Here is a 13,046-nt window from a genome sequence, read left to right on the forward strand (position 1 = left end):
CTCAAGATCGCTTGCTGATTGCCAAAACCGAAAAAGACGGTATGCAAAGGGGATGGAACCCCAACACGACAATCCAGCAGGCAACCCAGGTGGGGGCGATTTCTTGAATCGTCCCCACGAGCCGTTGCTTCATCCCATTCTGCACCCCCTGACGCTGGCCCAGTTCTACGGGAAGCATCACGAGGCCGCCGCTGCCGCCGATGCGCGGGAAGTGTTGGACCTGGCCACGCGGTTTTGCCGAGAAGCCCAGGTTTCCGGGTTGGACACCCAGACCGACGCGGGCTTTGACTGGGTGCTGACCCCCAGCCGTTTCTCCAACCGCATTTCCCTGGAGCTGGGGCAGGGCGGCCACGCTGCGTTGCTTCAGGTCGATCCGGACCTATCCGCTCACCCGCTCGACGCAGCCATCCATGCCGGCGTGCTGGGCCACAAGCCCCTGGCCACCGCTTACGCCTTGCTCCCGGCCGAGCAGCGGGAGGGGCTGTTGAGAGAGCTGAGGGAATCCATCGACCAGGTCCAGTCGAACCGTTCCGCAGCGAAGCAGCTCCAGGCCCTCCGAGTCCTGCCTGAACTGCCGGTGCCGTCTCAGCCGCCTCTGGACATCGCCCAACTGCTCCGGCGGTTTGAGGTCCCCGATGCCCAAGCCCGGTTGGCGGCGGACCACGTCAAGGCGACCTATGGAGAAGCGCTGAACACCATGCATGGTAGCCAGGTGCTGGCAGCAGCCCATGCGCACGCCCCGCACTTGGGGCTATACGGAGCCCCTTGGCAGACGTGGCTTTGCGAGAGCGCAACGACCGGCAACCTGGATGGGGTGGAGGCCTGTTTGCGCATGCAGGCCGAGCCCAATGTGCCCGACGCCAACGGCGAGACGCCGCTACACCTCGCCGCGCGCCACGGCCACCCCGGCATCGTTCGTCGGTTGATTGAGGCCGGCGCGGATCCAGCGTTGGGGAACCCCCGCGGGGAGACTCCCCTGCATGTGGCGGCCCAACACAAACGCGCGCAGTGCTGCCTGGAGCTCATGGCCGCAGGCGCGGACCCTGGGCAGTTGGATCGTGAGGGGCGCAAGCCGGGCGACGCTCACCGGGAGAAGGCACGTGAGCAAGTCCACGGTTTATGACTGCTGGAGCTGGACGGTCCCGTCGAGCATCGAGCCAAGCCGGGCCGTCCGCTATTGGCCCCAGGCCCTGCTGTCTGGGGCATGCGTCGCGGCGCTGACCTATCCCGCGGCTCTCTGGCTGGGCTGGCAAATCCCATCATCACATTCACTGATGAACTTCGGTCAGGCACTGACTGGCAGCCTGGCGGCGCTGGGGAACCTTGCCACCGGCACGATCTCATTCCGAGAGCCTGCCGCCGCATTCTGGGAGGTGGCCAAGGAGCAGGCAACGTTTGGCACGTTGGCACGGGTCGGCGTTGCGGCGGGCTTGGCAGGGTGGGCGTCGATTTGGGCGACGCGGCGTGGGCTCATCCCGCGCTCAAATACCTGGCATGTGTCCGGCGCTCAACTGTTGCAGGGGAAAGAGGCCCTGACTGAAGCCCGGCGTCGTTCGCTTACAAAGAAGGAGCAGAGGGGCGAGCGGCATGCGTTGTCACTACATCCGGCTTGGGTGGTCAGCAAGAAGCTGCTGGCCCGTCACATGTTCATCTATGGAGCCGTGGGAATGGGCAAGTCAGTCATCCTGAAGCACCTGCTGGAACAGGTTGTTCGGCTCGACAAGAAGGCTTTCATCTACGACATCAAAGGAGACTTTACGTCGATCTTCGAGCGCCCGGTGATCGTCTGCCCCTTCGACAAGCGAAGCTGGATCTGGGACGTGGGCCGGGACGTAGCGACGCAAGCCCAAGCCGCCGCGTTCTCCCAAAGCATCATCCCCCCGGAGGAGGGCAGCGGCGCATTCTGGGCGTCTGCGGCGCAAGCCTTGCTGGAAGGGTGCGTGCGCGAACTCCAGGCCACGAAGGGCAAGAACTGGGGGTGGGCAGAGTTGGCCGCGTTGGTTGCCCGTCCCGCTGAACCGATGGCTAAAGCACTGTCGCTCTACTACCCCCGAGCCGCCGCTCTCATTTCCAATCCCGATTCGAACACCACCAGCAGCTGTATCGCCGTGCTCGCCAACGGCACCGCGGTTATCGAGCGCCTAGCCTTGGCATGGCCCGAGCGCACGCCTGGGCAGATGTTCTCCATGCTGGACTGGATCAAGGACGACTACACGGGATGCAAGCAGGTCATTGTTCAATCAGGTCCTGATGAGGTGCTAACCAAGGCCTACATCTCCGCCATGATCAACGTCGCGGTGCCGGAAATCATCGGCCCCTCGCTGCCAGATGACGAAACCGGGCGATTCCTGGGGTTCTTCTTCGATGAGCTTACCTCCGCCGGCAAGCTCAACATCGAGCTGTTGCTGGCCTTGGGACGCTCAAAAGGCGTGGTGGCCTGCATGGCCGTGCAGGATTGGTCACAGGTCGAGAGGGTCTATGGGGACAAGACCGCGCAAGCCTTTTCAGGGTTGGTCGGCACACACATTATTTGCCATCTCCAAATCGGCGAGACCCGGGAAAAAGTCTCCCGGAACCTGGGCAAGCGCACCGTGGCGTGGCGCACGCATGATGACAAGGCGACCGTCCACGAGGAGTCGAAAGCCGTTGTTCCGCCGGGGCGGCTCACTGACGACTTGGGCCCACGCAATGGCAGCGCCTATGGCTCCGAGAGTTGGGGCATCCGGGCCATTGTGCAGACAAGCCGGGACCCACTCTTGCTGGACTGGCCGGGCGTCAGCTACCCGCACGCGCGCGACGGCCAGGAACGCGCCGCGTGGACCCAACAGGGGGCGCGCCCGGTGGAGCAAAAGCCCATGCCACCGAGCGACGCGCAGAGCGCTGCAGAGGTCCAGCGGGTCTTGAAGATGACCGCCGACCAGGCCGCCGCGGAGCTGCGAAAACGTGGTGCCACGCCGCCGAAGCTCCGCGCCGTTTCAGACGACGAACTGGAAGCCATCTTCCGCAAGTAGTGGGGTTGTGGAGTCGCTGGGTTTTGGTAGATCTGAAGGGATACCCATTCCTGGAGAACTCCATGTTCAACGTCACCGCATTGACCGCTCAAGGCACGGACAGCAAGTCCGGCGCGGCGGTGGTCGAGTATCTGATGCTCACCGAGTATTACCTCGACAAAGACGGGAACGCGCAGGGCACCATGGCCTGGGGCGGCAAGATGGCCGCGCACCTCAATCTCTTGTCCACGGCGGTAACACGGGAGAGCATGAGCAAGCTGGCCGAAGGATTCGACCCCCAGACAGGGAGGGCGCTTTGCCAGAACGCAGGCCAGAAAGGCAAGGTGCGGCCAAAGGTGGACAAGAACGGGGATCCCGTCCTGGACGCCCAAGGCAAGCCCGAGGTCGTGGTGGTCGGCGGCCACCGGGTCGGCTACGACGTCACGGTGTCGGCGCCCAAGGACGTTGGGATTCTCTTTGCAATGGAGTCGCCAGAACGGCGCGATGCCGTGCTCAAGGCGCACCAAGCCGCCTCTACAGAAGCGATGAACCGGCTGGAACAGATGGTTGAGACTCGACGGGGAAAGGGCGGCAAGGACGTGATCGGCGTGAAGGGCCTGGTGTGGTCAAGCCACCAGCACTTCGCCGGGCGTGACCTCGACATGGATCTGCACACCCACCATCTCGTTTATGGGGTGGCGCTGGGAGCCGATGGCAAGGAATCGACCTTCGATGCCGTCGAAATCTATCGCCATGCCCGGGCCATGGATGAAATCTACAAGCTGGAGCTCTACAAGAACCTTCAAGGGTTGGGCTATCAGGTCGAGCACGTCCGAGAACTGGACGACGACGGCAAGGAGACCAACCGATCCTACGCACGCCTTGCGGGCATCGACCAGGACGTCATCGACCACTTCAGCAAGCGCCGGAAGGCCCTGCTCGAATACGCGGAGCAGCATGGGGTCAGCACCCAACAGGCGAACAAGGCCACGCGGAAGCACAAGAACGAGCCCACTTACACGGAGTTGGTCGAGCACTGGCAGGAGGCTTTGAAGGACTTCGAGCTGACGCCGGAGACGTTGAAAGCAGCGCGGGGGAACCTGAACAAGGTGGAACACAAGAGCGACGCCGAGCTGCTGGAACTGCTCCACGAGAACGAAGCCGTGTTCAACGACATTGATTTGGTGCGGGTGCTGGGAATGGAATACGCCGGCAAGTTGGACGCGGCCGGACTCCATGCCCGCATTGAGCAGTTCAAGCAAGACAATGGGCTGGTGCTGGTCAACGCCGAGCGCTTGGCAGACGAAGACCGGGGGCAGACACTGGCCCGCAAGCACACGGAAGACCGGTTCTGCGCGCCATGGATGTTGCAAGCGGAGCAAGCGGTGGTGGACATCGCCAACCGCCGGGCCAACGAGACCCAGCACCATGCTTCGCAGGCCACGGTGGATCGCGTCATTGAGGACTACCAGAAAGCCAAGGGCTTCCAGCTCTCGCAAGAGCAGTTGGTGGCCGTGAACCACATCTGTCGCGGCAGTGGCGGGGTGGCAAACTTGAGCGGCTTAGCAGGCACCGGCAAGACCACGATTTCCGAGCTCTACAAGGAAGCGCTGGAATCTGAGGGGATGGTGCTGCTGGGGGTGTGCGTGTCGAACAAAGCCGCCCAGAAGTTGGAAGTGGAATCAGGGATGCCCTCAACCTCCATGGCACAGATGCTTCACGACTTGGCCGAAGGCAAGCGCGAACTCCAGCCCAACGACGTGCTGGTCATTGACGAAGCCGGCATGGTGGACACGCGGGACACCCGAGCCTTGTTGGCCTACGCAGAGAAGGCGAAATCCAAGGTCATCCTTCAAGGCGACGCCGAGCAACTGCAGCCCATCGGGGCCGGGTCCGGTTTTCAGCTCACCAAGCAAGCGGTGGGCGATGTGAAGTTGACCGAGATTCGCCGACAGGCGCGGCAGGAGGACCGCGAGACGGCGATGGGGTTCTACGCCAAAAACGAGAACGGTGAAGTGGTCGATCTGAAAAAGGGCACCCGCAGCCGGCGCGAAACCTTGGAGCTGGGCGATGAGCAGAAGGAGCGCCTGATGGACTCCATCGTGGAAGCCCACTCGCAGGAGAAATGCATCGAGCGCCTGGTGAACGACTACTTCAAGAATCCAGCGGCGCTGGACGACAAGCTGGTGCTGGCCCACAGCCGGGCCGAGGTCGGCGCTCTCAACGCAGGGATTCGAAAAGGCCTCAAAGAACGCGGCGAGATCGGCACGGATGAGGTGGTGGTGGAGGGGCGCGTCAATGGACGAAAGTTCGATCTGGCCTTGGTAGAGGGAGATCGGGTGATGTTCACAGCCAAACGCAAGGACTTGGGTGTGGTCAATGGCACCCAGGCCACCATCCAATCCATCAAAGCGTCGCGCTCTGGCGGCTACGATATCGTCGGCACCTTGCGTTCGGAGAACCCAAAGGAGAATGGGCGCAAGGTGGTGTGGAACACGCACGAGCACAAGGCGGTGGTCCACGACTACGCGGTGACCGTCCACAAGAGCCAAGGGCAGGGCAAGCGCGAAGTGTTCCACCTTATGAACCTTGGGATGATGGACAACGCCAGTTCGCTGGTGGCCTTTACCCGTTTGACTAAAGGGAGCTACAAGCTGTATGGCACCTACGATGACGTGGAGCAACTCAACACCCGCTTGGGGTTGGAGCGATTGAAGGCGACCGTTCTGGACGCGGGGCTAAAAGACGATCCGCAACGGCCGGTTGTCCAGCGCCTTGGGGCAGCTGCACGCCCCACCGCTCAACGCCCAGCCGCTCAGCGAACGCGCATCCAAGGCAAGCTCGACGCGCTGCTGAAGGAGCACGCGGAACGCCCAAAACCGCAGAGGAGCGAGGGCGAGCGCAAGGCCCGTTGGCTGCTGGAAGTGCTGGAGCCGTTGCGGCGGGCGCGCAAGGCGTCTCCCAAGCTGCCGGCGCAGTCCCCGAAACACACGCAGGGCTTCTCGTTGTGAGCAGCAGGCTGGGCGGCCATGCCGCCCATGTGCTTTTCTCTCCAAACCGCTTTTGCTTGGAGGGGCGGCCCGCGGCTTCCGCCGGGGCCCTTGCTTTACAGGGTGGCCATGACCACGGCCTGCAGCACTATCACCGCCACGCCGAAAAGGAAGGGGTAGAGGAACAGCCATTTGAAGAACCCCCAAGCCAGGGACGACGGAGCCCCCGCCGAGCGGCGCGGAACCGCCTCGGGCCACGCATACCCCGCCGCCAAGGACTTCATGTAACCAGTGGTGCGCCTGCGGGGATCGCGGATAAGAATGCCCGGTGGCTTGCTATAGATTCGCCAGCCATGCTGAAAGGCTTTGTAACGCCAAGCGTATTCGTGAGCCTCCGCATCGGCCTGGGTGCCCGTCATGCTCGACAGCGGCACGAACGAGAATCGGCGCCCCTGCCAGCCCCCACGAGCGCTGCGGTGCTGCTGCTCGCGTTGGTTTAAGTCGACGGTCTGCCCCACGTAGCAGCACCCGTTGTCAAAGAACAAGCCGTAGAGATGGCGTGGGCGGGACAGGTATTTCTGATTGCGTTTCCAGTTCAAAGGTCCTCCCAAGATGGGTATACCTACATACCCATAAAAGAAAGATCCGATTCGTCAAGGCTCGCCACGAACAAAGGCCCCGAAGGGCCCTTGCCGAGATACGATCACCTCCTTTTCCACCACGCAATCGTTTAGCGCCCCAAGTTGATGCTCAACCCGAAGCCGGCCACCGGCTTGTTGCCAGAGCCAAAGGACAGGCCAGCAGAAATACTGGTGCGCTCAGACACCCGAGCACCCCAGCCCACGGCCATTGCAGCACTGCCCCCCGAGAATCCCACGCCCACGTTCAGGTTCACCTGGCCAACGGCCGTGCCCCCGTTCTGGGCCGCAGCGGTGGCCATCTGGCTCATCGCGCCGAGTTGTGCGCCCAAGCCGTTGACGCGGCGATCCTGGTGCCGCAAACGGCGGTCCGTATCGACCCAGCGGTCATCCCACACCTGCTGCATTTCGTAGACCTGCCCACCGTTCACAGCATCCGTGGACCCGCGTTCGATGCGCCCCGGAGCCACGCCGGTCACGCGCTGATTGCCCGCGTTGACGCCCGCAGTCGTCACCGAAGGGCCGCCTTGAATCGTCACGCCTTGGCCGTTGAGCGTGGTGGTGCCGACCTGGACGGAGCCCGCGTCAGACAGTTGCACGTTGTCGCTGACCGCCACGGTTTGGGTGCCGTCCGTGTTGTCGGTCACCTCGACGTTCTTGCCCGCCCTTACAGTCGAGCCCGCGCCGGTCCCGGCGGTTCCATCCACCCCATCGGTGCCGGCAGGTCCTTGGACCCCTGGCTCCCCTTTCAGGCTTGCCAGCCAATCTTGTTCATTGCCTTGGAAGCCGTTGGCCAACGCCACCTCGTAGGCGCTTAACCCATCTGCGCCGCGCGGGCCGGGCGTGCCCGAACCGCTGCCTGGGTTTTGTTCAAGGAAAGTCACCCGTCCATCTAGGTCGTCCAAAGCGGCTCCCACAGTTTGATGCGTGGCACCGCTGCGGAACTGATAAATGGGCGCGACAAAGTTGCCGTTGACGAACGTGGCGCCGCCGCCCAACGCTTGGGCCGCCTGACGGACCTGACCGAGGTTTGCGACGTCGGTGTCTGAGGTGCCGGCCCGAACGTTCGTGATTCGGCGGGTGCTCTGGCCTCCGTCCTCAAAAGTGGATCCCACGCTGACTTCGTCGCTGGCCCAGCAACGGCTATGAGAACCCAAAGCGACGCAATCCTGCGCTCGGGCCTCAGCCCCAACGCCTAGTGCAAGTGACTGAAATGCATCGGCAACGGCAGAACTGCCTATGGCGACTGCATGGTCAGCGTTTGCCTCTGCCAAGATGCCTTGAGCAATCGATGCATTGCCCCGCGAACGGCTGAAGTAGCCAAAGGACATGGAAAGATCCCCACTGGCTTGTGACTGGACACCAACCGCCAAGGAATGGGCTCCGGTAGCCGCGGATTGCGCGCCCAGGGCTATGGACGCTTCGCCCCCCGCGTAGCTCAGCGTGCCTACCGCGACGGCGCTCACCGCCGCGGCATTTGCGGCTTGGCCCGTCGCAATGGAGTTCGCGCCGGACGCTTGGGCATTCGTCCCCGACGCCACCGCGTTGTCTGCGGAGGCATTGGCTTGAACACCCGTGGCGACGGCCCCGTTCCCGGAGGCATTGGCATAGGCGCCCGTTGCAGTGGCATTCGGGGCTGAGGCTTGGGCGTATTCCCCGGTCGCCGTCGAGTTGTCTGCGGAGGCGTTGGCTTGAACGCCCGTGGCGATGGCCCCGTTCCCGGAGGCATTGGCATAGGCCCCCGTTGCAGTGGCATTCGGGGCTGAGGCTTGGGCGTATTCCCCGGTCGCCGTCGAGTTGGGTTCCGAAGCCGTGGCCCCGGTTCCCGTGGCGGTTTGAGCAAACGATGGGGAGGCAAACAACGAGGCCCCCATCAAAGCCGTTAAGATCGAAATGCGAAGCGAAGACATGAAAACCCTCCCGAGTATGGATTGATACTTCATCCATAGCAGGCGATTGCATTTCCGCAAGGCGATCAGGCGATCTTTTTCAAGGTGTTAGGGAAGGTGCCGACACAAACCCGAGCCGGGAGCGTCCAGTTCCAGGTCATCCGGTTTTCATTGCCCCACGCCAGACACGACGTTTCCATCCCCGCAGGGCACCAAGCCGGCGCCAGCGCACGGGCCAGCACTTCCGAAGAGGGCTCTCCGGTCACCGAAGGAAACGCGCCCGGCTTGCGCCCCTGCCGGTAGGCCCACTTGGCTTGGCCGCACTCGGCTTTCATCTCGACGTGCGGATAGTCTTTCGGGCTGGTCCATCGGCCGCCCCAGTTCAGCCCCACGATCTCCGCCAGCTCCCCAAAGCGTTGATAGCCGGCCATCACATGGGCATCGTCCAAGTTCCAGCTGGGCTCCCCATTGACGAACACGGCGGCATCCAAGGCCAGTCCGAAGTTGTGGCAGCTGGAGAATGCCCCAACGCTGGTCACGCCAGACCCGGAGGCAAGCAGGGCCGCCTGGCGCTCGGGGCTTCGATACCCTTCCACGGGCCGCACATCAAACCCTTCCGCGGCCAGTTGGGCTTGGACGGCTTCGACCTTTTCCCGCAGCGCTGGGGAAACCCCTTTCCACGTCCTTTCGCTTTTCGGGTGGAAGAATCGGTAAATGGCGCCGTGCGGCTTCGGGGTTTGGAAAACCCAGGGGCTGCTGGGCTTGGGTTTGGATTTGGGTTGAACGGTCGAACACCCGGCCAAGGCCAGGCAAGCCAGAACGGCGGCGATGGTGAAGCGGGGCTGCATGCTTTCCTCCCAGAAAGAACAATGGATGCTTTCAGGGGTAGTGGATTTTCGGAAAAGCGCAAGCGGGCGAAAACAAAAAAAGCCCCCGAACAACCGGGGGAGGAGGCCTGCAGCTCGGGGGCTTAGTGGGGCAGGGAAAAAGGAGTAAGAAACCCCGTCCCGTTGAAAGCCATAGCACACACCAAGGCGAAGTCAACTGCCTTTTTTCTTCCTCGTCTTTTTCAAGTAGTCCCGCTGGGCTTTTTCAGCCGCTGCTTTCGTGACCTCAAAAAGCTCGCCCAAATCTTGCATGTCAGGGTTGTAGTAACGGGTCAGCATCTGGGTGGTCTTGTGCCCCGAGAGTTGCATGACCTGGTGCATGGGCAGCAAGTTGGCCAGCTCGGTGATGCGGGTGTGGCGCAGGTCGTGCAGGGTGGCGTCGGTCACCCCCGCTTGTTCGCGGGCGCGTCCCCAGGCCTGGGTGAGCGTGTCCGAGGCAATCGAGGTCTTGCCCTCGTCCAAGCTGAAGACAAAACCGGAGCTGGGGCGCACGGCGGGCGGGTTCTGGGGAGAGGGCGGGATGCGATCCTTGCGCAGCTTGGCGGCGTGGAGCTCCTTGGTCAGGGTGTCCAGCACCGCAACCGCTTCAGGAGTGAGGAAGATGGTCCGATGGATGGGCTTGCCACCCTTGGGGTTCTTGGTGTCCCGGAACGTGGCCTCGGGGCGCTGCTTGCTGTAGTCCAAATCTTCCCAGCGCAGCTTGATGGCTTCGCTGCGGCGGGCCGCGGTCCAGCGCAGGAAGGCAATGGCGCCCCGGGTGGCCGCGGACATGGGGGCAAGGGCGGTCAGGATGTCCGCCCACTCCTTATCAGTGACCACCCGCTCGCGCTCGTTCCTCACCTTGGGCTTGAGCGTGGCGTGGATGGGGTTGTCCATCTTGAAGCCCCAGCGCTTGATCGCTGCCGTGAAGACGCTGGAGAGAACGGCGAGTTGGCGAGTGATGGTGGCCGGGGCGAGGTAGTAGTCATCTTCCAAAGACCGGGCCATGCCGCCGTTGGCGAGGCCGAAGTCCTGGGGCGTGAGCTTGTCCACCGGCTTGCTGAAGGTGGCGGGGAAGCGCTTGGCGAGCAGGCGCAAGAGGCGCGCATCGTTGTCGCTCCCCTTCTTCTTGCCATCCTTGGCCTTGAGTGAGAGCACCTCGGCGATGTAGCGCTCGATCCAGACCCCCAGGCTCTGGCTGCTCATCAGGTTGGAGGCGGGTTGCTTCTCTTCGTGGAGCGCGGCGCGCTCTGCAGAAGCGAACGCCTCGGCCTGGGCGAGGGCCTTGGCTCGGGTCGCTTCGCTGTAAGGGAAAGTGCGGTTGATGGCGTGCAGGTTGCCCGCTGCATCCTTGCGCTTGATCTTCACTTGGAACGCCGAACCGCGGTCGTAGACGCCCTTTGTGCGGGCGGTTTTTTTGGGACGGGCCATTCGTTCAGTCCTTGATTAGAAGAATGGATTTTCCCAAGGTTTTCCCTTGAGTTCAATAAGTCATTGTTTTTAAATGACTAAAATGAGAATCGTTCGCATTCGTAATGCGTAGGTCGCAGGTTCGACTCCTGTTTCCGGCACCAGTTGCATGAAAAGCCCCGGCCTTGGTCGGGGCTTTTTGTTTGGGCATTTGAAGCAATCACGGCTCTTGTGTCATGAGCGCGAACCCTTATCAGGCTCAAGCGCGCGCACCGGCTGCCGCAGCACGGTCTTCAACCGCGCAGCGTCGATCCTGCGCGGGTCGCTCAGGTAGATCTCATGATGGGGGCCGGCAAAGGCGTAGCCCAGCGAAGGCATCAGTTCGTCGTGCAGATGGGCCAGGGCCGGACCCTCGTCATCGTAAGCGCCTACATGCAGGGTCTGCAGGCAGAGGCCTTCTTCAAGAACTTCGTGGCGAAGGCTGGCCGGAACGTCGCCCAGTTTCTTCGCCGCCTTGGCGATGGCAGCCTCCAACTGCGCTGGACTGATCCCGTCCGGCGTGCGGATCATCACCGTCCACCTCCACTCATCCTTGCGGCGAGCCACAAAGCTCGACGGATCCTCGGCGGTCCACAGGGCTTCCAGCGGTGGCACCACGTAGTCCTGGCCCCCGGACTTCAGTGCGAACTTCAGTGCATAGCTCACCGCGTACAGCCACTGCACCGCCTGCACATACGCGGGGGCGGTATTCGGATCACCGTGGCCGTCGACCATCAGGTAGGGCAGGGGCGGTACGTCTACCGTCACGAACCGGCCCGCCGGGGGCAGGTACAACGCGCGATCGCGCTTCTTGAAGTCGATCTTGTCCACGGGCCTTCCTCCTGCGCCGAGCATCCCACGCCGGGCACCCGCCAGCACGCCTGAACAGGTTCAGATGACTTTGCCGAACACGGGCGGAGCAGCCGCCATCGCCCGATGCTAGGATGCCGCCCCCGGGTGTTCTGCCCGCCGCGGTTGCGCGGTGCGACAACGTGTCGCAGCCAGAAGCGGGCCTTTCCTGCGCTCGATCATTGTCAATGCCTTTCTTAAATGGTGGGTGACGGCCTAAAATTGAAAGGCTGACTCGACCCCACCTCCCTGCCTGTCTTCCGGACCGGTGGGACCGGCTTTGGCCGGAACAGGCAGGACGGGGAACGGCATTCCCTCGCAATTGGATCGACCGATGATTCCGTTGAAAACCCTTGGGCGCTGGTTGCGCCCGGGCCTGCTGCTGTCGTTGCTGGTGATGCTCACCGGTTGCGATGCGGTGGCCATCCTCAGTCCGAAGGGCCAGATCGGCCAGGATGAGAAGACCCTGCTGATCACGGCCACCGTGCTCATGCTGCTGGTCGTCATCCCGGTCATCATCATGACCCTGACCTTCGCGTGGAAGTATCGCGCCTCCAACACCAAGGCCCGTTACGAGCCGAAGTGGTCCCACTCGACGGCGATCGAGGTGGTGGTGTGGTCCATTCCCTGCATGATCGTGCTGGTGCTGGCGGTCCTGACCTGGCGTTCGTCGCACGCGCTGGACCCGTATCGTCCGCTGGAATCGGACGTCAAGCCGGTCACCATCGAGGCGATCTCGCTGGACTGGAAGTGGCTGTTCATCTATCCGGAAGAGAAGGTGGCGGTCGTCAACGAAATCAAGTTCCCGGTCAACACGCCGTTGAACTTCAAGATCACGTCCGATTCGGTGATGAATGCCTTCTTCATCCCGCACCTGGGCAGCATGATCTACTCGATGGCTGCGATGGAGACCAAGCTCCACCTGATCGCCAACGAGACCGGTGAATTCCCGGGCATGTCCTCGCACTACAGCGGCGCGGGCTTCGCCAAGATGCACTTCACCGCCTACTCGGTCACCGATGCCGAATACCGCCAGTGGCTGGACCAGGTCCGCGCCGGCGAGCAGACCCTGGACAAGGCCTCGTTCAAGGCGCTGGGTGAAGCACGCAACGCCGAGTGGTATCCGGTCACCTACTTCGGCAAGACCGAAGAAGGCCTGTTCGACTGGGTCATCGCCAAGCACATGGGCGACAACAAGCATTACGGCATGAAGCACGAACACGCCGGTGCCGCCGCTGCCGATGCCGCCAGCCATGAAGCGCACGAGGGCCATGCCCCCAGTGACGCGCATGATTCCAAGGAATCGGGTGAAAACCTGGATGCCAACGAACACGAACACGCAGGCCACGCCGGCCATGCGGGCTCGGGAGAATGA

9 protein-coding genes are annotated in these 13,046 nt (G+C 62.8%); 4 read left to right on the plus strand and 5 right to left on the minus strand.

Annotated elements, in window-relative coordinates; translation table 11 throughout:
- Positions 1 to 103: 103 nt before the first annotated feature.
- The 3 genes from ACZK3J_RS06205 to mobF all read left to right on the plus strand — a co-directional run bounded on the left by ACZK3J_RS06205 (position 104) and on the right by mobF (position 6,001).
- Complete coding sequence (locus tag ACZK3J_RS06205) at positions 104 to 1,123, plus strand: ankyrin repeat domain-containing protein (protein WP_149500864.1); 1,020 nt, start codon at positions 104 to 106, stop codon at positions 1,121 to 1,123.
- Positions 1,101 to 3,011 (plus strand): type IV secretion system DNA-binding domain-containing protein, encoded by a 1,911-nt coding sequence (locus ACZK3J_RS06210; RefSeq protein ID WP_024957454.1) that lies wholly within the window; start codon positions 1,101 to 1,103, stop codon positions 3,009 to 3,011. The genes ACZK3J_RS06205 and ACZK3J_RS06210 overlap by 23 nt, the downstream gene beginning before the upstream one ends.
- 62 nt (positions 3,012 to 3,073) lie before the next feature.
- The gene (mobF, locus tag ACZK3J_RS06215) at positions 3,074 to 6,001 is read left to right on the plus strand and encodes a MobF family relaxase (protein ID WP_136191679.1); all 2,928 of its coding nucleotides are present in this window, start codon (positions 3,074 to 3,076) and stop codon (positions 5,999 to 6,001) included.
- A 95-nt stretch (positions 6,002 to 6,096) separates the two neighbouring features.
- Here mobF and ACZK3J_RS06220 read toward each other — a convergent pair whose 3' ends face one another.
- From ACZK3J_RS06220 to ACZK3J_RS06240, 5 genes are all read right to left on the minus strand, one after another.
- On the minus strand, positions 6,097 to 6,579 hold the full coding sequence (locus ACZK3J_RS06220; protein WP_024957456.1) for a GIY-YIG nuclease family protein: 483 nt from the start codon (positions 6,577 to 6,579) through the stop codon (positions 6,097 to 6,099).
- Positions 6,580 to 6,710: 131 nt separating this feature from the next.
- Positions 6,711 to 8,528, minus strand: a complete 1,818-nt coding sequence (locus ACZK3J_RS06225; RefSeq protein WP_130519067.1) for a YadA-like family protein — start codon at positions 8,526 to 8,528, stop codon at positions 6,711 to 6,713.
- Between the two features lie 65 nt (positions 8,529 to 8,593).
- Positions 8,594 to 9,355, minus strand: a complete 762-nt coding sequence (locus tag ACZK3J_RS06230) for a M15 family metallopeptidase (protein ID WP_024957458.1) — start codon at positions 9,353 to 9,355, stop codon at positions 8,594 to 8,596.
- 192 nt (positions 9,356 to 9,547) lie between these two features.
- Positions 9,548 to 10,804, minus strand: coding sequence for a tyrosine-type recombinase/integrase (locus tag ACZK3J_RS06235; protein ID WP_024957459.1), 1,257 nt, complete (start codon positions 10,802 to 10,804; stop codon positions 9,548 to 9,550).
- Between the two features lie 213 nt (positions 10,805 to 11,017).
- Complete coding sequence (locus ACZK3J_RS06240; RefSeq protein ID WP_279911920.1) at positions 11,018 to 11,653, minus strand: GyrI-like domain-containing protein; 636 nt, start codon at positions 11,651 to 11,653, stop codon at positions 11,018 to 11,020.
- Positions 11,654 to 12,005: 352 nt separating this feature from the next.
- On the opposite strand from ACZK3J_RS06240, the gene cyoA reads away from it, so the two are divergent.
- Positions 12,006 to 13,046 (plus strand): ubiquinol oxidase subunit II, encoded by a 1,041-nt coding sequence (cyoA, locus tag ACZK3J_RS06245; protein ID WP_478476579.1) that lies wholly within the window; start codon positions 12,006 to 12,008, stop codon positions 13,044 to 13,046.

This window comes from Stenotrophomonas sp. 86428_Sma (assembly GCF_056481585.1).

What these genes read in the sequence shown, in the direction of transcription:
- mobF (WP_136191679.1), top strand. Translation starts at nt 3,074, where the DNA reads ATGTTCAACGTCACCGCATTGACCGCTCAAGGCACGGACAGCAAGTCC.
- ACZK3J_RS06225 (WP_130519067.1), bottom strand. Translation starts at nt 8,528, where the DNA reads ATGTCTTCGCTTCGCATTTCGATCTTAACGGCTTTGATGGGGGCCTCG.
- ACZK3J_RS06230 (WP_024957458.1), bottom strand. Translation starts at nt 9,355, where the DNA reads ATGCAGCCCCGCTTCACCATCGCCGCCGTTCTGGCTTGCCTGGCCTTG.
- ACZK3J_RS06235 (WP_024957459.1), bottom strand. Translation starts at nt 10,804, where the DNA reads ATGGCCCGTCCCAAAAAAACCGCCCGCACAAAGGGCGTCTACGACCGC.
- cyoA (WP_478476579.1), top strand. Translation starts at nt 12,006, where the DNA reads ATGATTCCGTTGAAAACCCTTGGGCGCTGGTTGCGCCCGGGCCTGCTG.